The 23,349-nt window shown below is 59.1% G+C and carries 11 protein-coding genes; 6 read left to right on the plus strand and 5 right to left on the minus strand.

The features are described 5' to 3' along the window. Positions 1-37: 37 nt before the first annotated feature. Genes PspCFBP13528_RS25825 through PspCFBP13528_RS25835 form a run of 4 tightly spaced genes read right to left on the minus strand, consistent with a single transcriptional unit; the run spans position 38 to position 12,283 of the window. On the minus strand, positions 38-4,633 hold the full coding sequence (locus tag PspCFBP13528_RS25825; protein WP_137201788.1) for a SpvB/TcaC N-terminal domain-containing protein: 4,596 nt from the start codon (positions 4,631-4,633) through the stop codon (positions 38-40). Further along, positions 4,630-6,861 carry a hypothetical protein gene (locus PspCFBP13528_RS28000; protein ID WP_241669143.1) on the minus strand — a complete coding sequence of 744 codons (2,232 nt, stop codon included), beginning with the start codon at positions 6,859-6,861 and terminating at the stop codon, positions 4,630-4,632. The genes PspCFBP13528_RS25825 and PspCFBP13528_RS28000 overlap by 4 nt, the downstream gene beginning before the upstream one ends. Then, positions 6,834-9,458: a neuraminidase-like domain-containing protein gene (locus PspCFBP13528_RS28005; protein ID WP_241669144.1), complete on the minus strand. Its 2,625-nt coding sequence runs from the start codon at positions 9,456-9,458 to the stop codon at positions 6,834-6,836. Before PspCFBP13528_RS28005 ends, PspCFBP13528_RS28000 begins: the two co-directional genes overlap by 28 nt. Positions 9,459-9,502: 44 nt before the next feature. Beyond that, a complete protein-coding gene (locus tag PspCFBP13528_RS25835; protein WP_241669145.1) occupies positions 9,503-12,283 on the minus strand; it encodes a Tc toxin subunit A in 2,781 nt (926 codons plus the stop codon). A 184-nt stretch (positions 12,284-12,467) separates the two neighbouring features. Here PspCFBP13528_RS25835 and PspCFBP13528_RS25840 point away from each other — a divergent pair, with 184 nt between their 5' ends. From PspCFBP13528_RS25840 to PspCFBP13528_RS25865, 6 genes are all read left to right on the plus strand, one after another. After that, positions 12,468-15,374: an RHS repeat-associated core domain-containing protein gene (locus PspCFBP13528_RS25840; protein ID WP_137201790.1), complete on the plus strand. Its 2,907-nt coding sequence runs from the start codon at positions 12,468-12,470 to the stop codon at positions 15,372-15,374. Between the two features lie 131 nt (positions 15,375-15,505). Beyond that, positions 15,506-16,447: a rhodanese-related sulfurtransferase gene (locus PspCFBP13528_RS25845; RefSeq protein ID WP_065950214.1), complete on the plus strand. Its 942-nt coding sequence runs from the start codon at positions 15,506-15,508 to the stop codon at positions 16,445-16,447. A 3-nt stretch (positions 16,448-16,450) separates the two neighbouring features. Further along, entirely contained in the window at positions 16,451-17,089 is a 639-nt protein-coding gene (locus PspCFBP13528_RS25850; RefSeq protein WP_101218609.1) for a DsbA family protein, read from the plus strand. Next, positions 17,079-18,881, plus strand: a complete 1,803-nt coding sequence (locus PspCFBP13528_RS25855; protein ID WP_065950212.1) for an ABC transporter ATP-binding protein — start codon at positions 17,079-17,081, stop codon at positions 18,879-18,881. Before PspCFBP13528_RS25850 ends, PspCFBP13528_RS25855 begins: the two co-directional genes overlap by 11 nt. A 71-nt stretch (positions 18,882-18,952) precedes the next feature. Next, positions 18,953-21,415: an EAL domain-containing protein gene (locus PspCFBP13528_RS25860; RefSeq protein WP_101218611.1), complete on the plus strand. Its 2,463-nt coding sequence runs from the start codon at positions 18,953-18,955 to the stop codon at positions 21,413-21,415. 42 nt (positions 21,416-21,457) lie between these two features. Then, complete coding sequence (locus PspCFBP13528_RS25865) at positions 21,458-22,264, plus strand: iron-containing redox enzyme family protein (protein WP_065950210.1); 807 nt, start codon at positions 21,458-21,460, stop codon at positions 22,262-22,264. A gap of 20 nt (positions 22,265-22,284) precedes the next feature. Here the strand turns inward: PspCFBP13528_RS25865 and PspCFBP13528_RS25870 are convergent, their stop codons facing one another. Further along, positions 22,285-23,211, minus strand: coding sequence for a GGDEF domain-containing protein (locus tag PspCFBP13528_RS25870; protein WP_065950209.1), 927 nt, complete (start codon positions 23,209-23,211; stop codon positions 22,285-22,287). Positions 23,212-23,349: the final 138 nt, after the last annotated feature.

A 23,349-nucleotide genomic window follows, 5' to 3' on the forward strand; every position in this document is an offset into this window, starting at 1 on the left:
CAAAAACTGGAGTGCACCTATCCGATCAGCCGGGCCCTTATCGCTCGTCAGTCAGTGCTTTGGAGGCGGCTGCTTGCAGTTCTTCGTAGGTATCGTTTTCATCCTCGTTGACGGTGTACCAGGCCCAATAGGTGGTACGCCGCATGAATCCTCCTGCGGTCAGTGTCTTTGTCGGGCGCCCGAGGGGGTCGTAGAACTGTCGGTCGCTGTGGCCCAGCTCGCGCATGGATTGATCATTGACGTAGGCGTGCTTGTCGGCGAAGTAGGGGCGGTAGACGCGAATGACCAGGCCCTTGTTGTTGTATTCGACACGCTCGCTGACGCGCCAGCGGGGGTCGGCTTGCACGTGGCGCAGCTGTTTCTTGAAGGTGCCGGGTACCGTATCGGGTAGGCTGTCGACCAGCAAATTGCCCTTGTCATCAACCGCATTGGCCAGGCCTGGCTCAGTCTTTTGCTTGGTCTGCAAGGTACGGCTGAAGCCATCCCAACAGGTCAAGGTCATACGGATCTGTCGGGCGGCATCGTCCGGGTAGCGGTCGGCTTGCAACATGAGCCCATGTACCGGTGTCCGGCTGGCTTTGTCGATCAACGCCTTGAGTTGTTTGTCGCTGTCGCTGAGCCCCTGGCGCGCCCGTGGGCCCAGACGCATCCTCGCGCTCGCGCGGATATGCCCGCTGGGGAGCAAATAGGCTGCGGCGACCCACTCTGGCTTGACCAGGGCCATGTCGACCGTGCCCATCCAACTGAATGGGGCATAGCAGTGCAGGCTGGCCATGCTCTGCAACACGCTTTGCGCGTGTTCTATGGCAAACCCGGGCGTTACATCCTTGGGCGGGCGGTAGCTCTCCAAGGCGGCGAAACCTACTTTGCGGTTGTGTTCGTGACCGTGAAAGGTGTTGACGAGCAGTTGCCCGAAACCGTCATAAAGTGCTTCTTGAATATTGCCATTGGGGTCGACGATTTTTGTCGGCAGCAGCAATCGATAGTCATATTCGGCTTTGGTCACACAACCATCGGGCATTTTCACACGCACGGTTTGCAACACGCAGGCGTCATAGCTGAGCGTTGTTTCACCATGGGCCTCGGTGGCTCGCAGCGCCCTTAACCGATAAAACTGGGTGGCTGTGCCATAGCGGGGAAAGTGCCGGCGAATCGACCATAAGCGATTTTCCTTGGGCGGCACTTCGCCGTCGAATAGAAAAAACAGCTCCAGGGTGTGATAGCCGCTGTCGCTGAGCTTTTTTACCAGATCAACTGCAGGTTGGTTGGGCATCGCCGGTATGTCCTTGTAGGCATTCAGGGCGTTGTCATCCAGCTCTGCGGTTTCCAGGTAATCGGTCAAAGCCTGGGCTGTAGCGTTGCCGGGCTCCAGGGTTTTACCCAAGCCACCGGCTTGTCGATAACGCTGCACGGACAAGCCGCTCAGTTCGCGTTTGGCACCAGCGGCCAATGGCCCGTCGCGGTTGTCGATGAACCCTTCATAGGCGATACGCCCAAGGTCTAGCCCGCCGGCCGCTGGTGCCTTGCCCAGCACCAGGGCATTGTTTCGTTGGCGGTACGGTAACGCCAGACGCCAGTTTTGTGCGTCGTCCAGATGAATGTGCTGTGCCAGCGTTTCGCTCAGGTAATAGAACTGCTGCGCGCTGTCATGGGTGTCGCGCCACCAGCGCTTGTGATGTTCATCGACCAGCACGGCGGGCGGTAAGCTGGAGGCGCTCGTACGGCGGGCGTAATGCAGGGTGACGCCATGCACCAGGCAGCCATAGGCATCCCAGCGCAGGTTGATCTGGTGTTGGCAGACGGGATCGTCTTTCACCCCTTCATATTGGTAGGTGATCGACTCCAGGGCCAATGGCAGTAGCCGGGCATAGGGCGTATGGGCACTGTTCGGCGCCAGTTCGCGGATCAGATAACGCTGTTGCTTGACGCAATAGGGCACGGTGCCTTGTGCCGGATCCGCCGCTGCCACCTCCACCCGTAGCACACTGCCGCTGAGTGCGCGTGCCACTTCGCGTGCCAGCGATGGCGCGGGATCGCTGATCAAGTCGTCGTGATGGTCCAGCGGTTGTGCCCCGGACGTCGCCTTGTATCGGCTGACCAGCGTGCGGCCCATGGCCTTGGCCTGTGGGTCGTGAGTGCTATGGCCGAGGGTGGGCATGTCGATGGATTGCCCGGTATGAAACCAGGTCTTGGTGCGCACAGGTGCGCTGAAACCCTGGGAGTGTTGTTCGTCCTTGTTGCTTTCGGTGTCGGTTTGCAGTACCAGCCCGAAACCCCGAAATTCGCGGTCTGTGCGGTCGTAATAAGCCTGGCGATAGCGCCAGTGTCGGGTCAGTTGGTTGCCGGTAATTGCGTCCCGTTGGGTTTGTTGGCTGACCAGCAGCAGCGCAAAGGGTAACTGGCTGACCGCAGGCTGGCCGTTGGCGGGACGCTCACGTTTTTCATCCAGCCATTCCTGGGCACTGCTGCGATACTTGATCAAGGCCTGAGCACCCATGTTGTTGTCGGTTCCCAGGAGCAGCCAGGGCTTCTGGCTGAAAAAGTCGTAGCGCCAGTGTACGGGGGTCTGGTGGGCGGCGGTCAGGATCAGGCTGGGGCAGCCCAGGCCGTCCACGTCGACGACGTTGACCTGACAGTGGTCGTCGTACCGCACGCCCTCCGGCCATGGGACTTTGATCGCCTGTGCTTCGAAGCCGTTGCCCCCTTTATTGAGAAAAATACACAGGTGAGCGTTGCTCAAATACAGCAAGTCGGTAGCGCCACCTCCATTCAGGTCGACGAGCAGTACATCGGCCGCCTTGAATGTTTCATAACGCAACGGCAACGTGGCCAACACAAACCCTTGGGCAAAACGCCCGCGACCCAGGTTTGGCCAACATTTTATTTCGTTATGACGGATACGTACCAGATGCTGCTGGCCTGTGGCGAGCACATCGCTGAACGCCACCAGTTCATTGGGTGAGTCAGAAACGATCGGCAAGGTGTCGTCGAGCGTATGCGGCACTTCGATGGAGGGTTCGAAGCCTTTTTTTCGGCGGTTGGCATACAGGCGCACGCTACGCGGGCCGATCATGGCAACGTCAGGGCGTCCCGTGCCCATCAAGTCGGCAAGTATTCCCTGGGGATGGAAAAATTCCGACGGGAACGCGTCGAACGGCGTGAAGGTTGACCAGTTGCGCTGTTCGTCCAGGCTGAAAAAGCCGTTCATCCCAGGTTGGGCAACCAGCCAGTCCAGACGGCCATCGCCGTCCACATCGGCCAGCGCCTGGTGGATGGGCCGGGTGCTGTCGGCGACCGGCACCCGCGCCAACTCCCGGGCGGCGCCGTAAATCACCTCGTCGCCGGTCTTCGTGTGCTGCGGCCTGAGGGGTTCACGGTAGTACCAACTCTTGTCAGCGCGATACAACACACCGGGTATGCCCTCGCCATACAGATCGACCAGTTGATAACGATCGCTGTCATGCAGCCCGGGCAGTGAACTGAAGGGTTGATAGCGGCTCGGGTCCACCTTGAGCTGGCTCGACTGGTAAAAGCACTCCAACGGCGGGCGGCTCACACTATTGCCCGCGCTGTCGTAGGCCTGCTCATGGACCGCGCTCAACAGGCTGACATGGCTGGAGGTGCGGTATTCCAGCAGCAGACGCTTGACCAGCACCGGGTCAGCGCCCATTCGCGCTTCTTTGGGGAAGTGGTGAAACATCAGGATCTGGCTGCAACGGCGTAGGGTGCGCAACTCGAAGCCGTAGGCAAAGTCCGAGCAGGGGTCGGGTCGTGCCGGCCAGTCCCGGGTTCTCCGGTACGTCGGCCGCTGATCCAGTGCGAGGGCGCGTTCGCCGTAATCGAACAGCAAGTGAAAGTGCCAGCCCATGTCCGGCTCATCGTCGGTCTGCCAGAGGTAAAGCTGTTCCTGCTCCCTGGCGGTGAAGTTGGCGTAGCAGACGCGCTCCAGGTAATGCCGGGCTCGACAGTCCCTCGGGTAGCGTGAGCGATCGGTTTCTTTTTTGTAGTGATAATAAATATGCTCGCCGTGGGCACTCAGGCTTTCCTGCAACAACCATTGCCCCACATGGTGCGGGTGGTCCGGATCGGCAATTCGGGCCAGTGGGGTTTTCCCGTAAAAGTGCTGACTGCCATCGGCACCGCGTAGCAACCAGAAGCCCGCCGTGTCAGCTGCCGATTGCCAGTGTTCGATACGGTCGAAGCGGGTCTCGACCCTGGGGAAGTGGCGGGTAACCGTATATGCGCGGGGCAGTGGCAAGCCATTGAAGGATGCAAGGCTGCTACGGATGATCGCCCCCTCGGCGTCGCGTTCCGGTAGCCAGATTTGCCCGTCGGGGCCCAGCACCGCATCGTGCACCGTGTACCCCGGCACGCCATGGGAGGTGCGTTGGCTGACGGCGCCCAGGTGCACGCCCCAGCCCAGGCCGAAGGGGCCGTTACCGGCGCCGCTCTGGTAGGTCAGCGACATGGCTGGCGTGTAGCCACGCGCGGGCGAGATCGGCAACGCAATTTCAAAGCTTGCCGTACCACTGGAACCGATATCGCCCCAGCCCTTGCCGGTGCCCTGGATAGCGGCACCGCTCTTGGGCAGGGCCGGGGTATTGACCTGCAGGTTGTGAGTGTCGTCGCTCATGCCTGACCCCCGCCGGCAGCGGCCACCCTGGCGGTGTAGCGCAGGTGAATGACAATATCGTTGATGGATTCCAGCACGGCTTTCTGCCGGTCCGGGTTGGGAAACTCCAGGGTCCAGTCGGAAATGGCCCCGGTGTATTCGAAGGGCAAGTAGCGATCGTTGCTCTCGAAGTTGAGCGTGAACAGACCGTTGTCATCCAGCCCGGTGGACAGTGCGATTTGCTGATGGGCACGCATGTCGCTGCGTCGAGCGCCCGTGGGCAGTACGATTTCGTTGTGGGTCTGGGTCAGTATCGCCTTGATGTCCTCATAGGGCCCCAGGGTTGCGGGCAACGACACGCTGATGCCTTTGATTCGCCGCAGGATGTGCTTGGGGTAATCCTCGTCAAACAGCGTCCCGGTCAATTTGAAGCACAGCGTGCCTTTAGCGACCAATTGTTTTTTATGCTCGGCCCACTTGTCTTGCGTAGTCGAGGGTTGAGTGTCGTTTGTACGGGTGGGGGGCGTGGTGACTACGCAATCGATCAGGCGATGACGCAGGGAGATGGTCTTGACGATCTCCAGGTCTCGCACGTTTTGGTTCAGGTAAGCTGCATTCATGTTCAACAGCGACAGCTTCAGGGCCTCACCCGCCAGGTAACCGCGGTAGTTGTTGTTCCAGGCACTGGGCTGGATAAACGTGCGCTCATAATCTGCTATTTCGTACTGCCAGCACGCTTGCGCGGTACGGCACAGGGAAAGGCCAAGGTCATAGACTTGGTAGTAGAACTTGCTCAGTTGTGCATTGAGCCAGTCATATAGTTGCGCCTTGGTAAAGCGCTTGGCCAGTAATTGGTAGTTTGACCAGGCCTGGGCCAGGGAGGTCTCGGCCAGGCGTAATTGCAGGCGCGTGGCTTTTTCCTGCTCCGCATAGGCGTGTGACTGGGCATCGATCTGGGCCAGTTCGAGTTGGGCTTGATCCTGGGCATGCGCCCATTCTTGCGCCCGGCGGTTGAATTGCTCGGTACGGTCCAGGTCCGCGGCAGTGCCGCGCAAGTGCGTCGCAATGCCTTGGGCCACGGCTTGGGCGGCATAAAACGGGCCTTCCCAACGCCACCCGCCGCTACTTGTACCGAAGATGTTCGGCGCCATCATCGCAATGCCGGCCGCTGCGGCGGCGACGGAGCCTGCGGTCTCGAATCCGCTGCTGATCAGGTAGAGTTGGCCCGCGTTCGCTTCTGCGAGGCTGATGCCTTCGGTGAGCAGGCGTTCGTAGTGGCGCATCCGGGACTCGATCATGCTCCGACTGGCGCCGAGTGCCTGGCGGTTTTTTTCGTCGATCAACAACGCCTGGTGTTGTTGGGTTACGACGATATTGGCCAAGTCCCAGGCTTGTTGTTGCTGCAACTCCAGGTATTCAGCCTGTTCCTTGCGCTCAATCAGGCTCAGCACCGTGTTGCCCAATTGAATCACGGCTTCAGTTGCTGTGAGGGCGTGGCCCAGCATGGTCTGAAAGCGATAATGACCGACTTGCGCGTCAATGAACGTCGCCACGCCTCCTTCACCGAAGGCACCTTTGCTCTGGCTGGCCAATAGTTTGAGAGGGGAAAGCGGGGTTGCGTACAGCGACAGGCGCAAGGGCTTGCCGGTGATATCGAGATTATGCCGCAGGTTATGCAGACGGCTTTCGAGCTTGTCCCAGCGTGCGACTTGCTCGGTATTGAAGGGGAGGCACAGATTATCGGTGTCTGTGAGCGACGCCAGTGCGGTAGCTTCGGTCGCAGGGTTCACAGTGATTGATGGGGTTTGCTGCTCCAGTTTTACCAGGGCTTTAGAGCGCTCCTTCGTCAGGTGTTCGAGGGTAATTTCATCCCACGGTTCAGTGGTGGTGACGCGGGGGCGTGGCCCGAGAAAATGATTGGCTCGTGTGTACCAGAGTTTGGCTTGGGTGAGGCTGTCGGGGGTGAGCTGTCGATAGGCTGCATCGCCACGATTGAGCAGTATATCGAGATAAAACAGGTAGATTGCTTTGCGAAAATGCACGGGTGCGCGCATCGCCAGTTTGTGTGGGTCGTTGGTGACGGAACCGGGGCGCAGGTCGGTACGAACAAGCTCTTTGAACCCCCAGAATGCAGGGTGTTCGCTGGCCTGATCGGCCAACCGCCCTGGGTCGAAGAGGTATTTGAGCCAGGCTTGTGCTTGGCCATACTGCTGCTCCTGATTCAGGCGATGGGCAACCAGCCAGGGCACGTACAGGAACAGCTCCCAGAAGTGCTTGCTATTAGCCCGTTAAAATCAATGTCTGCTGCTGCTCCACTGGGTGTGAGTGGAGGTTCTTGCCACGTTTTCGGCGTTAACGAGAACAACGTATCAAGGCTGTCATTGGCCGCCTGGGCCAGCTTGCCGGCAATACAGGTATTTGTGCGAACGGTGGTGGGCATGTTGGCCGGTGGGGTGGAGGCGCTCTCGGAGAAATCAATAAATTCGGCGGTGCCGAGTATTCCTGACGTATGCCTTTTGATCGTCGGCGCCAGTTGCTGGTTGAGCGTTGCGTCAGCGTCGGAAGCGGCCGGTTTCAGGGTTGTCGCTTTCAGGGCATAACCGAGGATTGTCGAGTCCAGGTTGGCAGGCTCAAGCGTCGCCACCCCATGTATCAGGGTGATGCCGGACTCTTTCTGCTCCTGTGTCAGTGCAATACGAGCCGTGACCCGATGCCCCTTGGTTAATTCGGGGGTTGATCCGTGGAGGCTTTCGTGGGCAGTGTTCTGATAGTTGATGATTTGATGTGAGTTGGCGCTGATGAACTCGGTAAATGGATAGTCTTTGAAATTTGCACTCATGATGATGTGCTTATAGGCACGTAATGTGGACGTGGTCACCTCGGCCTTTTTGATGGTCAATGTATTTTGTGCGTGCAGCGAGTTCTTTTTATTGAGCCCTGTGTATCGACTGTAGCGGTTGAGGGCGACAGCGATGTGTTTACCTCCACTGGTGTATAAATTTATGAAGGCCGTCTTGTCGATGAAATTACCTGCCAGTGAGAAGCCGCCTGCGATCTGGTTGTTGTTCGTCAGGCTGATCAGTGATCCGTTCTCGGCATGTACAGCGTTGGGGAACTCCTCGTGTGTGACCGGGTTTTTAAAATAAAGGCTGTAAAAGTCCGTGTTCAATTCGTCAGTCGTGCCGGTGATGTAAGAGCCAGAGGCCAGTTTGAGCTGAGTGGTTTTCGGATTGTCCAGTGCGTCGTCTGTTTTCAGCGTGATCGTAATGTCCCTGGGCGCTTTTGCTTTTAATGTGACACTGTAGGACTGTTTGAAATCGCCATTGAGGGTGGAGAAAAATACAATCTCGTTGGTGTTTGAATCAAAAGAAACATCACTGGGTTCGGTGTCTTTTATCTGTTCTCGAGATTTTTCCAGGTTCCAATCCTTGTTGTCTTCGATATTTGTTTCCAGCGTGATGGTCAGCGAATGCCTGGCTGCGGGCGTCACCTTGAACTGCAAGTTACCCTGGTTTTTGTGAGCGAAGAACGTGAGGTATTGCCGAGCGCGGTCAGGCAGTAACTCGCTGTAATACCCGCTGACGCTTTGATCTTCACCTTTTGCTACAGCCTGCACTTTTGTCTTCTGTGACGGATCGAAGGATTCCAGGAGTCGGTTTATCTCCTCGGCCACCTGTGAGCCGGGCAGCACGCTGTAGCGTTCGGGGCTGCCGCCGTCGGCGATGGTGGTGATGTTGAAGGACTGGTCGATATGGACAGCCTGGAAAAATTTCCCAATAAAATGCTCCTGCTGTTTAGGGTCTTTACGGCTGGTGGCGAGCACACTTAAAAACAGTACAGGGGGACCGTTGCTGTCGACGATTGCCACCGTTTGTGTAATGGTTTTCAGAAAGGCTGCAGTCAATGCGTTGACGTCTTCGGTGGCGCAGTATTGCTCGATGCAGGGTTTAGGTGCACTCCAACTGCTGTCGTGCTTTTTATAAGAAAAATTGAGGCGAAATTTGACGTAACGACTGTTGATCCATTCGGTCTGCTGTTTTTTTTCCGCAGGATCGGGTTGCGTCGGTTTGACGGGACTGGTGGCGGCGGGCTTGATGCATTCGGCCCAGATGAGAAATAGCCGGTTATTGAAATACACCGGCCGGATACTTTGCTCGGCGGTGGCGTCGGAGACCGACACGTTGATTTTTTCCCAGTCTGTCCAAGCGTCCTGAAAAAGTACCGAGCCTGCGCGTTTGGACAGGTCGAGGGAGCGCCAGTAATAGGTGTGTTCGGAACTCGATTTACCGACGAAGTAATAGGTGCCGCTATACAGGTCGCTCAAGCCGGCGTCGATATAACCGTTGATCGTGCGTATGTTGGCGATTTCCTCGAACCTGGCCAGGTAATTGTGAACCGCCGTGGTGACGGTATCCGCTTGAATTCGATACTGGCTCAGGTCGTTTTCCAACTGCTCAAAGCTGTCGGTCTTGGCATGCCGTAATGTCGGGTCCAAGTAGTTGGCGGGGTGATACTGCAACTGCTGGCTGGCGTTCCAGAGTGCGTAGGTGTGCAACTGTTCGCGCCATAACTTGTCCTGTGCCGGGGTCATGCGCCGCTCTTCATAGCCCGGTTCCAGGCCCAGCTGGATGCGCGTGATGTACTGTTGCAGGCTGGAGATGGCACAGGCTACCGTGCTGGTCTGCACGGCTTGGCTGACTTGTACATCGAGCAGCCAGTATTCGTATAGGTCGGCGGCATGGGTGATGTTGTTCTCTAGTTTGCCAGGTACCTTGTGGGTCAGGTAGTACGCGAGCATGGCGTCGCGCAGGCTTTCATTGAGCAATTGATTAAACGAGTGAGACATGATCAGTCCTTGAGCAGGTCGAAAGCGGATAGGGGGTCAATAGGTTATGGATGCGCACTTACGACCGCTTCTCCGACGGTCTTCCAGTCAGCAAATGTCGAGTCGGCCTTCAGTTCGCTGGCTTTAATCAGCATCTTGGCGGGCAGGCCTGTGTCCTTGCTGGCTTGGCGGCAGCGCAGTACCCAGTCCAGGCGGTTCATTGAGGTAATGCGTGGCGGTTTCAGTTGGCTGCTGAAGGCATCTATTTCACTGGCACTCCAGTCTAAAAGTTGAGCGAGACGCTCGTTTGTTTCGTCACTGTCGTTCTGCGCAGCGCTGTTGGGCAGGGTATTGGCTTGTTCGAAATAGTTGAGAAGCTGTTCTTCCGTTACACCACTGCGGTCAATGCAATGTTTGAACTGCTGCATGAGGTAGAGGTTGTTCGGGGTCAGTTCCAGCAACGAAGACTCTTTGTACTCGCGCGCAAGCCAGTGCGGGTTGACCAGAAACTGATGAAGCGCATGTGGGCTGAGGGGCAGTTGCAGAAAACCGGCGGCGTGAGGCAACCGCAGTATCAAGTAGGCGAGGGTTTGCAGCGGCGGGTCATCGGGGGCATGTAAGCGCAAGAAATGGTGGTGAAAGTCGTATTTTTTATAGCCGTTGGCGTTGCCTGGCGCATGGGGGACGTCCTGGATGATTTTTTTAAGGCGTCCATACAACGACCACAACTCATTACGCACCGTGCTCAGCAGATTGCTGAGTTCAGACTTCGCTTGGTCGATCAAGTGTTTCGTACGTGTAGCGTCAATGCTGACTTTAACGGAAGAGAGCACTTCATCGAGCGCCGCCTCGATGGTTGTGTCGAGGCGCATCCGTTGCAACGCTGTATAGGCTAAGGATTTCCAGTCAACGACAGGCAGGCTGGCTGGTTCGTCATCGGGTTGCTTGGGAAGAGTGAGCCGTTGCAACTGTTTGGAAAGAGAGGCCTGGTCATAGCTGGCGAACTCCTTCAAAAGCAGGTTGATGGCCGGGTCCTGGGCTTTGTGATCCAGCAATAGCTGGTGTCTGAACAGCGCCAGGCTGCTGCCGTTTTCCTTGAACCAACGGCTGGCCCATTCCAGGTGCATGAGCATATCGAGAAAGTCAGACACACCTTTCGGCTTGTTTCGTAACGTTGGGTTGCGCAACTGCATGAGAAAGTTTGCTTTCCCGAGCATTTGCGCCAGTTGTCGGCATTCCATGACCGACACGCCAAACAGGCGGGCGATGCGCGCTTGTCGATAGATCTCGCTGACCGTCTCGATCGTACGGGTTGCAGGCTGGTCGGGGCTGATCAGTAGTTGCAGCGACTCCTGAGTGTCTTGCAGGCCCAACCCGGTGCACAGTTGTTGCCGGGTGGTAGCGTCGAACGTAGCACTGTCCAGATACAGGGGGGGCAGGGCAGAGCCGGCGCGATTGAATACCTGGTCGAACAACGACATGCGGTCGCCTGAGGCATGAACGGGCAATTGATGGAGCCAGGCGGCAAACTCTTCGGCTTGCAACCCGTAGCGCTTGCTTAGATAGCAAAACACCCCCAGCGCCCGGAGGGTGTTATGGGTGATCCGCAGCGCGCTGTTTCTGGTGCCTTCGCAGCGCATGGCGCTGACTATCAGAGTGTCCAATTGCGCGAAATGCACGCCCAGCCAGCGCTGTAGGCGAATCATGCGTTGCAGTCTGTCGAAGCGTTCAAGGCTGACGTTGACCAGCTTGGCGGGCGTGCCGTTGTCCAGGCTGATAGTGGGCGTTGCCGTGCCGTTGATGTAGCACGCACCGTAAGTGAGGCCGGTGTCCTGCTGGCAGTGAGGTGATTTGCGCGGTGATTGCGTCTGTTGTGCGAGCAGCGCCTGAAGTTGTCCGGCATCCATTTGTGTATGGTGCAGAAAGTCAGTGAGCGCCTGCGGTCCCAGCAAATCAGTTTTCCAGTTGTAGTACTTGAGATAGAACTTTTGCGCATCCGTTGCGGCTACCCAGCTATCTTTCAGCATCGTCTGTAGTTCAGGGCTCAACCCCGATAACTGACATTGGACCTCGTTGTTCTGTTCGCTGACCTGCCCGTAATGGCTGGTTTCTCCCGCCAGGGGCAGTTGGCGGCTGATGCGATAGCTCAACTCCTCCAGCGCCGGCCTGTCTCCCACCAGGCGCCGTTGGCATTGCTGATGGTGGAAGTGATAGGGCAGCGAAAACGGGTACCAGGTTTTACTCAGCACCTCATAGGTCGTTTCGTCTGTGCCCGGCGCGATATTTTCGAGCAGGATCTGGTTGACGATCGACAACATGGGCACCTGGCCCGACACGCTGTGTTGGTTGATCGTCAATGCCCCGAGGTCCGGGCGTCGCTCCGACAGCTTGACCGCATTTGCGCCCTTGGCGTTTTGTTCCAGTTGCAGGGCGAACAGATAGAGCGCCCGTAGGTAGGCCGCCGGCGAATCGATCGCTGCGATGGAAGAACTGGCACAGAACTGATGCCAGTTTTCGTTGAATAAGGCCTGGTAGGTGGCGCTGGTTTCGGGGGCGACACTGCGTTTATCACGCGGTGAAGGAGGGGGAGATGAGACTTGTTGTTCGCGAAACAGCGTTTCCAGCTGCGCTGCAGCGTTCTGGGCCTTGAGGTACACCGCGCGGGCATCGTCGTCGTTGCAGGTGGCCAATTGCTCTGCAAATGCCTTTTCGCCGAGACGCACAATGTCGAATACCGAGCGAATGTCGAGGCGCTGCAGCGCGGTTTTGAAATCGTCCCGGCCGGGGGCGGGAGGGCGTGAGTGATCAATCAGTTGAGCGAGCAAGGAGCTGCTGTCGGCTTGCATATTCATACGTTCCTTCACGTCCGCCGACGGGTCCGGCGGGCAATGAAAAACGCTATCACGCAGATTAACGGGGCCAGGTATAGGTATTTACAGGCATCGCCGGCACCCATACGCCGATACCACCTTTATCCAGGGTAACAAGCCCAGGCTTTGCTGACCTTTGTGCAATTGAGGTCATGAGATCATGTCTGCTTCACTTCATCGAAATACGCCCTCGCTTGCGGCATTCGACCCCCGTGGGTTGACCGTGCGCAGCGTCGCTTACCTGCGCGATACCCCCCAGGCTGCGCCAACGGCCCGTGTCAGGCGCCAGGTCTATGGGGCCAGCGGCCTGCTACTGCAGCAGTGGGACCCACGCCTGTATGCCCTTAAATTGAGCGTGCCCTTGACCGAGGCGAACCAGGAGTCGGTGTACAGCCTGTCCGGCACGCTGATCCGCCGCAACGATGTGGATGCCGGCATGCGGCTGATGCTGTCGGCGCCCTCCGGGCAACTGCTGCATGCCTGGGACGGGCGGGGTGCGTATCAGCGCCACGACTACGATGCTTTTCAACGCCCGGTGGCGGTGTTCGAACAACCTGCCGACCAAGCGCAACCCCGCTGTGTCGAACGCTTGGTGTATGCCCTGCCAACCCCTGAGCACCGTGCGCTCAACCGCAGCGGCCGTTTGGTCCGCCATGCCGATCCGGTGGGCACACAGGTGTACGACGAGTACGGGATTACCGGCCAGGTGCTGCAGCAAACGCGGGGGTTTCGCGAGCTCGCCGGCGAGGTTGACTGGCCACTTGCCCAGGCCGATCAGAACCAGCAATTGGAGCGCGCGCGTTACACCACACGCTGGACGTTTGACGCCCTCGGCGGCACCTTGAGACAGGTCGACGCCAAAGGTAATGGCCGCCACTTTGCCTATGGTCTGGATGGCCAGGCGAAACATATCTACCTCGCTTTGAAAAGCGGTGTGCGCAAGACCGTCATAGAACGCTACGACTACAATGCCGCCGGTCAGGTGGAGGCGGCCCTGCTGGGCAATGGTGTGAGCAGCCTGTCCGCCTATCGGGCTGAAGATGGCCGTATGCATCGGCTGATGGCTTACCGTAAAAATGAGATGGCCGAGCCGCTGCAGGATTTGAATTACGACTATGACCCGGTGGGAAATATTTCAGCCCTGCGGGATCGGGCGCAACCGACACAATGGCGTCACAACACGCAAGTGGAGGCTTGCTCTCGCTATGTATACGACTCGCTGTACCAACTGACCCAGGCGAGCGGTCGCGAGAGTGCCGCCGCCGCCATCGGCCCGGCACTGCCCGCGCGTATTTCGTTCGGTTCCACCGATACCGGTTTATGGCGCAACTACACCCAGCACTATGCCTATGACGAGGGGGGCAACCTGACCCGGCTGCGCCACGTGCCGTCCAGTGGCGTCGGCTACACCCGCAGCCTGCAAGTGGCGACGGGCAGTAACCGAGGATTGTCGAGCGAGCATCCGGTAGCCGAGCTGACGCAGGGCTTTGATGCCAATGGCAATCAGCAACAGCTGGAGCGCGGCGTGCCAATGACGTGGAATGTGCGTAATCAGTTGGCCCGCGTTACGTCAATTTTGCGCGAGGGCGGGGCCTCGGATGAGGAGGCTTATGTGTATGCAGGCGACGGTCAGCGTGCGCTCAAGCTCACTCACCAGCAGGTGGCCGGCAGCCGGCAAACGGCCCGTGTGTATTACCTGCCAGGCCTGGAACTGCGCCAACGGCCGTTGCGTCGGTTGAACGTGGTGCGCCTTGAAGTGGCGTGTTGCACGGTTGAGGTCTTGCAATGGGAGCTGGGACGCGATGAGGGGGCCGCCGATGAAACCCTGCGTTTTTGCCTGAAGGATCAGCAATCGAGTCATGGTCTGGAGCTGGGCGAGCAAGCCGAGTTATTGAGCCAGGAGAGTTATTTTCCGTATGGGGGGACGGCGTGGTGGGCCTCACGCAGCGCGGTAGAGGGCAGCTACAAAACCCGCCGATATTCGGGCAAGGAGCGGGACGGCGGTGGTTTGTATTATTACGGTTTCCGCTATTACGCCCCGTGGTTGCAACGCTGGATAAGCCCCGACCCCGCAGGGGATGACGGGCAGCTCAATCCTTATCTCATGGCGTTCAATAACCCGGTCACGTTCGTTGATTCAATGGGGCTGCAGCCTGCCTCCGTGGAAAATACCCGGATACAGGGCGGTATTGTAATTTTGCTGTTTTTAGTCTTGCTGGGCCTGGGTGTGGGAGCGTTGCTGGGGAATGCAAACTTGGGGGCTGCCGTGGGCGCGCTGGTGGGAGGTGCACTCTTTGGTGCCAGCCGCCTGAGTGCCTATCGACAAATGCAGCCGGAGGCCGTGGCCAGTGCAGCGCAACAAGTGGAACAGCAGTTCGCCAGGGATACTACGGAGATGGCAATCAATTTGGCGCAGCAGGGGTCGTTGAGTGACGAAGAAACAGAGCGGCTGGTGAATTTTGCCTATGCGCGTCGCCCTGCTGAAGGAGGCATTTTCCTTGGAGTCCATGAACGTCAGGGGACCCTCTATGGCTACGCGGGACCTATGGACCAACGGCCCGCTGTCGAACGCGTATTGGAGGGGAGTGGTAACCCGATGCCTGAGTTGAGGCGCATGGGTTATAACGAAATAGTGCTGCGAAGGCCTGGGCTTGAATCCGTTGGCGCGCGTGGTCAGCAGGCAGGGCCAAGTGCGTTTGAGGTCGAGGCGACCACGCAGGTGGCGGGTTCAAGTCACGCCCGCGGTGCTCGGCAAGCACAGGCGCAGGTGCCGTTGGCGCCGCCGGCGGCAGCGAGAGCCGCTGCCCCGCCGATGATGATTGACACCGCCAGGCTTGCAGATACCCAGCTATCGGGCCGCGAGCGCCGCAGTATTGCCCTTGCCCTCGGCCACTTGCGTGAAGGGCGTTTCGCTGCGGTTCATTGGCATCTTCACGCAGATCAACTGTGGTCCGCTGATTTGCACGGCTACGCCGGTGCGCGTGGACGCGGTGTCTATCGTTTGATGCTCAGCCATCAGGGTGGCCGGCGGTACCGAGTGGAGGGCGTACGCAACCCACACCGCTGAGGGCATATCAGCGGCTGCGTGTCGGTGCGGTGGCGGCGTGGTTTTGCTAGAATGCGCGCCGCGTCGCCTGGTCGGCGTCATTTTGCATCCGGTTCACCCCTTACGAGGGTAGCCACCTGGAGAGATTACCCATGACTCAACCTATCGTCGTGGCGGCACTGTACAAGTTCGTCACCCTTGAAGATTACGTCGCCCTGCGCGAGCCACTGTTGCAGGCGATGGTCGACAACGGCATCAAAGGCACCTTGCTGATCGCCGAAGAAGGCATCAACGGCACCGTTTCCGGCAGCCGCGAAGGCATCGATGGCCTGATGGCCTGGCTCAAGAAAGACCCACGCATGGTCGATATCGACCACAAAGAGTCCTACTGCGACGACCAACCGTTCTACCGCACCAAGGTCAAGCTCAAGAAAGAGATCGTGACCCTGGGCGTGGAAGGCGTGGACCCGAACAAAAAGGTCGGCACCTACGTCGACCCCAAGGATTGGAACGCGCTGATCAGCGACCCCGAAGTGCTGCTGATCGACACCCGCAACGACTACGAAGTGTCGATCGGCACCTTTGAAGGCGCAATCGACCCGAAGACCACCAGTTTTCGCGAATTCCCCGACTACATCAAAGCCAACTTCGATCCGGCCAGGCACAAGAAGGTCGCCATGTTCTGTACCGGCGGCATTCGTTGCGAGAAAGCGTCGAGCTACATGCTCAGCGAAGGCTTCGACGAGGTCTATCATCTCAAGGGCGGTATTCTCAAATACCTCGAAGAGGTGCCGCAGGAAGAGACCAAGTGGCAGGGCGACTGCTTCGTGTTCGACAATCGCGTCACCGTGCGCCACGATTTGAGCGAAGGCGACTACGATCAATGTCATGCCTGCCGCACACCGGTCAGCGTGCAAGACCGCGCGTCCGAGCACTACGTGGCCGGCATCAGTTGCCCGCATTGCTGGGATAAGCTGCCGGAGAAAACCCGTCGCAGCGCCATCGACCGGCAGAAGCAAATCGAACTGGCCAAGGCCCGTAACATGCCGCATCCGATTGGTTTCAACTACAAGCAAACCCCTTCCGAGGCTTGAACCATGACCGCGCGCCTGCTCTATGTAATGGACCCGATGTGTTCCTGGTGCTGGGGCTTTGCCCCGGTGGCGCAGGCGCTGGTTGAGCAGGCCCGGGCGGCCGGCGTGGAGTTGCACCTGGTGGTGGGCGGATTGCGCACCGGCAGTGGCGCGGCGCTGGAACCGACTACGCGGCGTTACATCCTCGAGCACTGGCAGGCGGTGACCGACGCCACCGGCCAGCCGTTCAAGCGCGAAGGCGCGTTGCCCGATGGGTTTGTCTATGACACCGAGCCTGCGTGCCGGGCCATCGTCACTGCGCGCAGCCTGGCGCCCGATTGCGCCTGGAAGCTGGTGGGGCTGATCCAGCAGGCGTTCTATGTAGAGGGCCGCGACGTCACCAATGCCCATGTGCTGGTGGAGCTGGCCGAACAGGCCGGTATTCCGCGTATCGAGTTTGCCGGCGAGTTCGACCGTGCCGAGCAGCACGCGGCCACGGCAGCGGATTTCACCTGGGTGCAGGATCTGGGCATCGCCGGTTTCCCGACCTTGCTGGCCGAGCGCAACGGACAATTGGCGCTGCTCACCAATGGCTACCAGCCGCTGGACGAGTTGTCACCGTTGCTCGCCCGATGGCTGGAGCGAGCCACCTGTGCAGGATGAGTCAAAAACCGGCGACCGCCTGACCTGGGCGGAAATCCGCCGCCTGGCCCTGCGTCACAAAAAATCCCTGTGGATCGCCAACAGCGTCGCCGTGCTGGCGACCTTGTGCAGCGTACCCATCCCGTTGCTGTTACCGCTGCTGGTCGACGAAGTGCTGTTGGGCCATGGCGACGCCGCGCTCAAGGTGATGAACCACGCGCTGCCCCTGGGCTGGCAGAAAGCTGCCGGCTATATCGGTCTGATGTTAATGGTGACTCTGGCCCTGCGTTGCGGTGCTCTGGTGTTCAACGTGGTACAGGCGCGGCTGTTTGCACGCCTGGCCAAGGACATCGTCTACCGCATCCGCGTGCGCCTGATCGAGCGGCTCAAGCGCATCTCCCTGGGCGAATATGAAAGCCTGGGCAGCGGCACGGTGACCACCCACCTGGTCACCGACCTGGACACCCTGGACAAATTCGTCGGCGAAACCCTCAGCCGCTTCCTGGTGGCGATGCTGACCCTGGTCGGCACCTCAGCGATCCTGGTGTGGATGCATTGGCAGCTGGCGTTGCTGATCCTGCTGTTCAACCCGTTGGTGATCTATGCCACGGTGCAGTTGGGCAAGCGTGTCAAACACCTGAAAAAACTGGAAAACGACAGCACCTCACGGTTCACCCAGGCGCTCACCGAAACCCTGGATGCCATCCAGGAAGTGCGCGCCGGCAACCGCCAGGGTTTCTTCCTCGGGCGCCTGGGCCAGCGTGCCCGTGAGGTGCGGGACTATGCCATCCACTCGCAATGGAAAACCGACGCGTCCAGCCGCGCCAGTGGCTTGCTGTTCCAGTTCGGTATCGACATCTTCCGCGCCGCAGCCATGTTGACCGTGCTGTTTTCCGACCTGTCCATCGGCCAGATGCTCGCGGTGTTCAGTTACCTGTGGTTCATGATCGGCCCGGTGGAGCAGTTGCTCAACCTGCAATACGCCTATTACGCGGCAGGCGGCGCGTTGACGCGTATCAACGAACTGCTGGCCCGCGCCGACGAGCCGCAATACGCGGGAGGCGCCGACCCCTTCAGTGGGCGTGCGACCGTCGGTATCGACGTGCGCGGCCTGGACTTCGGCTACGGTGACGACCTGGTGCTCGACCAATTGAACCTGGCCATCGCACCGGGGGAGAAGGTCGCGATTGTCGGCGCCAGCGGCGGCGGCAAAAGTACCCTGGTGCAACTGTTGCTGGGTCTCTACACACCGCAGGCTGGCAGCATTTGTTTTGGCGGCGCGAGCCAGCAGGAGATCGGCCTGGCGACCATCCGTGAAAACGTCGCGGTGGTGCTGCAGCACCCGGCGCTGTTCAACGATACCGTGCGCGCCAACCTGACGATGGGCCGCGAGCGTACGGACCAGGCCTGCTGGCAGGCACTGGAAATCGCCCAGCTGGATGCTACCGTCAAGGCATTGCCGTTGGGCCTGGACAGCATAGTGGGGCGATCCGGCGTGCGTTTTTCCGGTGGTCAACGGCAACGCCTGGCTATCGCGCGCATGGTCTTGGCCGAGCCCAAAGTCGTGATTCTGGATGAAGCCACCTCGGCGCTGGACGCGGCCACCGAGTACAACCTGCATCAGGCGCTGGCGCGGTTTCTCAGTGGGCGTACTACACTGATCATCGCCCACCGGCTCTCGGCAGTGAAACAGGCTGACCGTGTATTGGTGTTCGATGGCGGGCATATCGCCGAGGATGGCGACCATCAGCAATTGATTGCCGATGGCGGGCTGTACGCCAAATTGTATGGACACCTGCAACAGGTACGTTGATTTAGCTTAGGCTGTGCTATCGGGAGCGGATTTTCGCGTGCGTATTGAGCTGTGCATGTGCAAGGGACTTCATGAAGCAAAAGCGGACTCTCGGAACGCCACGGCTGCTGGGCATTGTCTGGCCCTTTATTGCCGTTGTACTGTTCCAGGCATTGTTAGGCTGCGTCAGTCTCTACGTGCTCTCGGCGGTGCGTGGCTATGTGGCAGGTGAAAGTCTGTGGTCCAAGGGCCAGAAAGACGCTATCTATTACCTGACCCTCTACGCCGATAATCGCGAAGCCGCCACCTACCTCAAATATCAGCAAGCCATTGCGGTGCCTCAGGGCGGGCACGAGTTGCGCATCGCCCTGGACAGCCCCACCCCTGATATCCCCGCTGCGCGCCTGGGTATCATCAAGGGCGGCAACCACCCGGACGACGTCTCCAGCCTGATCTGGCTGTACCTCAACTTCCGTCATTTCAGCTACCTGGAAAAAGCCATCGAACTCTGGACGGTGGGCGACGGCTACCTGTTGCAACTGGACGACCTTGCTCGCCAAATGCATGACGCCATTGCTGCCGATCGGGTGAATGCCGACGATGTGCGGCGGTGGAAAGCGCGTATCACAGCCATCAACGAAGGTGTGACACCGGCCGCCAAGGCGTTCAGCGATGCCTTGGGCGAAGGTTCGCGGATGATCCTGCGCCTGCTGTTGATCACCAACCTCGCCACGGCCCTGGGCCTGATCGTTCTGGCGCTGCTGCGCACGCACAAGTTGCTGGCCCAGCGCCATGCGTTTGCCGATGCCCTGCAAGCGGAAAAAGAGCGGGCGCAGATCACCCTGGAGTCGATTGGTGACGGTGTCATCACCACCGACGTGGACGGTTCGATTGCCTATATGAACCCCGCCGCCGAAGCACTGACCCACTGGACGTCGGCCCAGGCCCAGGGCCTGCCGCTGGCGGCGTTGTTCAAATTGCTGGATGAGAACGCCGAGCCGGACGGCTTCACCCTGATCGAGCACATCATCAAGGGCGAACTCAGTGGCGGCAGTGAGCATTCCAAGCTGATACAGCGCCTGGACGGCAGCACTGTCTCGGTGACCCTGGTGGGCGCGCCGATTCGCAGCGCGGGCAAGGTCAGTGGCGCGGTGCTGGTGCTGCATGACATGACCCAGGAGCGCCAGTACATCGCCAATCTTTCCTGGCAGGCGACCCACGATGCCTTGACCGGCCTGGCCAACCGGCGTGAATTCGAATACCGCCTGGAGCAGGTGCTGCAGCAGGTGGTGCGCCAGCCAAACGGCCGGCATGCCTTGATGTTCCTCGACCTGGACCAATTCAAACTGGTCAATGACACCTGCGGCCACGCCGCGGGCGACGAGTTGCTGCGACACATTTGCGCGCTGCTGCAATCGGACTTGCGCGAAGGCGATACCCTGGCGCGGCTGGGCGGCGATGAATTTGGCATCCTGCTGGAGCACTGCCCGGCACCCGTGGCCGAGAAGATTGCCGAGAGCCTGCGCCACACGGTGCAGAGCCTGCACTTTGTGTGGAAGGGCCGGCCGTTCATGACCACCGTCAGCATCGGCCTGGTGCATATCTCACAAGCGCCCACCACCCTGGAGACGTCGCTGCGCGCCGCCGACATGGCGTGCTACATGGCCAAGGAGAAAGGGCGTAATCGGGTGCAGGTGTATCACGCCGATGACTCGGAGCTGTCCATACGCTTTGGCGAGATGGCGTGGGTGCAACGCCTGCACATGGCCCTTGAGGAGGACCGCTTTTGCCTTTACTCCCAGGAAATTTCGCCTCTGGGCCCTACCGAAGCGGGCACCGGTCACATCGAAATACTCTTGCGCCTGCACGACGAAGCGGGGCGAATCATCCTGCCCGACAGTTTCATTCCGGCGGCCGAGCGTTACGGCTTGATGACTTCCCTGGATCGCTGGGTGGTGGACAACGTATTCAAGATCATTGCCCGTTGCATGCACGAGCGTCCGGGCCGACCCATGGCCATGTGTGCGATTAATCTGTCAGGCATAACCATTGGCGATGATGATTTTCTCGGGTTTTTGCGTGAAAAATTCGGCACTTACAGCATTCCCCCGGAAATGATTTGTTTTGAAATAACTGAGACCAGCGCTATCGCCAATTTAGGCAGTGCAATTCGTTTTATTAATGAACTCAAGGCGTTAGGTTGCCACTTTTCCCTTGATGATTTTTGCGCCGGAATGTCCTCATTCGCCTATCTCAAACATTTACCTGTAGACTTCTTGAAGATCGATGGAAGTTTCGTAAAGGATATGCTGGACGACCCGATTAACCGCGCCATGGTCGAAGTGATCAATCACATCGGCCATGTCATGGGTAAACGCACAATTGCCGAGTTTGTTGAAACGTCGCAGATCGAACAGGCGTTACTTGAGATAGGTGTGGACTACGCTCAAGGCTATCTGATCGAGCGCCCGCAATTGTTTACCTGTGATCGCCTGCAGTGCCGACCCGTGCGGCCGCAGCCCCTGTTATTCAAGGCGCCCGGTACATTCCGCTGAAACTTGCCGGTCTGTACATCACACTTAAAAAGGAGCCCTACAGTGATCGACACATTCAACAGAACCGGCCCGCTTATGGAAGCCTCGAGTTACCCCGCCTGGGCCCAGCAACTGATCCAGGACTGTAGCGAGAGCAAGCGTCGAGTTGTCGAACACGAACTGTACCACCGCATGCGCGATAACACGCTCAGCGCCAGGACCATGCGCCACTACCTGATCGGCGGCTGGCCTGTGGTGGAGCAGTTTGCCTTGTACATGGCGCAGAACCTCACCAAGACCAAATTTGCCCGTCATCCTGGGGAGGACATGGCGCGACGCTGGCTGATGCGCAATATTCGCGTTGAATTGAACCATGCCGATTATTGGGTGAATTGGGCGCGTGCCCATGGTGTCAGTCTCGACGACCTGCAGGCCCAGGACGTGCCACCGGAGTTGCACGCACTGAGTCATTGGTGCTGGCACACCAGCTCGTCTGATTCATTGATCGTCGCGATTGCCGCCACCAACTACGCCATCGAGGGCGCGACAGGGGAGTGGTCCGCCGTGGTCTGTTCCACCGGCGTGTATGCCGCTGCCTTCCCCGAGGAAGAGCGCAAGCGTGCGATGAAATGGCTGAAGATGCACGCCCAGTATGATGACGCACACCCTTGGGAAGCGCTGGAAATCATCTGTACCCTCGCCGGCACGAACCCGAGCAGGCCCCTGCAGGTAGAGTTGCGCCAGGCCGTGTGCAAGAGCTACGACTACATGTATCTGTTCCTGGAAAGTTGCATGCAACTGGAACAAGAGAAAGAAAAGGCCCCCGCGCTCGTGCGTGAGCGCCAGGCCCGAGTCGCCAGCGAGGCGTGATGCACAGGCAATGGCGGGGGTTACCCCGCCATTGCCAGGCGATTACGGCCTTCGCGCTTGGCCACGTACAAGGCATTGTCGGCTCGGCGCAGCAGGCTTTCAGCCGACTCAGCCGCCAGTAACGTCGAGCAGCCGAGGCTTACCGTCAATTCGATTCGCGTCCCTTCTACCCAGTAGTCCTGGGCTTGCGCCGCCTGGCGCAGGCGCTCGCCGACCATCCGCGCCGCATCGCGGCCGGTGTTGGACAGCAGGATCAGAAATTCTTCGCCGCCAAACCGAAACACCATGTCCACGTTGCGCAGCTGGCCTTTGATCGCCGCCGCCACGGCGCGCAATACGCTGTCGCCGGCGGTATGGCCATGGGTGTCATTGATGCGCTTGAAGTGATCGATGTCCAGCATCAACAGGGACAGCGGGTGCATGTGCCGCCGCGCCATGTCGATTTCCCGTTGCAGTGTCTGGTCCATGGCGATCCGGTTGCCGGTTTCGGTCAACGGGTCGCGCAGGGCGCTGCGGGTGGCGGCGCGGTAGAGCAGGGCGTTACGCATCGGATACAGCAGGGCTGCCAGCAGGGATTCGAGTTGGCCCAGTTCCTCTTCCGTAAAGCGCTGGTTGCGGCGGAACACCAACTCGCCCAGGTGCTCGCCGTCATGGCTCAAGGTGTAGCTCATCGAATGATGGCCGCGATGGCCGAACTCCAGGCGCAGGTCACTGGTGACGTGGCGATATTGCAAGGCATCGAGCGGCACCAGGCGTTGAATTTCGCGAAAGAACAGGCCAAGGATGCGTTCCGGCTCGAGGCTGGTTTGCAATTGCTGGTTAAGTTGCTGGCGAAGCTGGCCAAGAGTGGCGGGGCGAGGTGAACGGAGGGCGGGCTGACCAAATCCCAGGCGTTGCAATTTGGCACTGTCAAAGTCAATTGCGTTGGTCTGGGTGGGTGTTTTCATAGGTGAACGGCCTCTAAGCACATGACTGTCTTACAGGCGGATGAGAGTGGCAAGTGCCAGGCGTCTTACTGCTCCTTCAGTTCCGTAAAACAGTAAGGATCAGTTTAAACCGCTTTACGCCGGGTTATAAGGCCGGGG

Source organism: Pseudomonas sp. CFBP13528, assembly GCF_005233615.1.
Classification (GTDB): domain Bacteria; phylum Pseudomonadota; class Gammaproteobacteria; order Pseudomonadales; family Pseudomonadaceae; genus Aquipseudomonas; species Aquipseudomonas fluorescens_AM.

What these genes read in the sequence shown, in the direction of transcription:
- PspCFBP13528_RS25825 (WP_137201788.1), bottom strand. Translation starts at nt 4,633, where the DNA reads ATGAGCGACGACACTCACAACCTGCAGGTCAATACCCCGGCCCTGCCC.
- PspCFBP13528_RS28005 (WP_241669144.1), bottom strand. Translation starts at nt 9,458, where the DNA reads ATGTCTCACTCGTTTAATCAATTGCTCAATGAAAGCCTGCGCGACGCC.
- PspCFBP13528_RS25835 (WP_241669145.1), bottom strand. Translation starts at nt 12,283, where the DNA reads ATGCAAGCCGACAGCAGCTCCTTGCTCGCTCAACTGATTGATCACTCA.
- PspCFBP13528_RS25840 (WP_137201790.1), top strand. Translation starts at nt 12,468, where the DNA reads ATGTCTGCTTCACTTCATCGAAATACGCCCTCGCTTGCGGCATTCGAC.
- PspCFBP13528_RS25845 (WP_065950214.1), top strand. Translation starts at nt 15,506, where the DNA reads ATGACTCAACCTATCGTCGTGGCGGCACTGTACAAGTTCGTCACCCTT.
- PspCFBP13528_RS25850 (WP_101218609.1), top strand. Translation starts at nt 16,451, where the DNA reads ATGACCGCGCGCCTGCTCTATGTAATGGACCCGATGTGTTCCTGGTGC.
- PspCFBP13528_RS25860 (WP_101218611.1), top strand. Translation starts at nt 18,953, where the DNA reads ATGAAGCAAAAGCGGACTCTCGGAACGCCACGGCTGCTGGGCATTGTC.
- PspCFBP13528_RS25870 (WP_065950209.1), bottom strand. Translation starts at nt 23,211, where the DNA reads ATGAAAACACCCACCCAGACCAACGCAATTGACTTTGACAGTGCCAAA.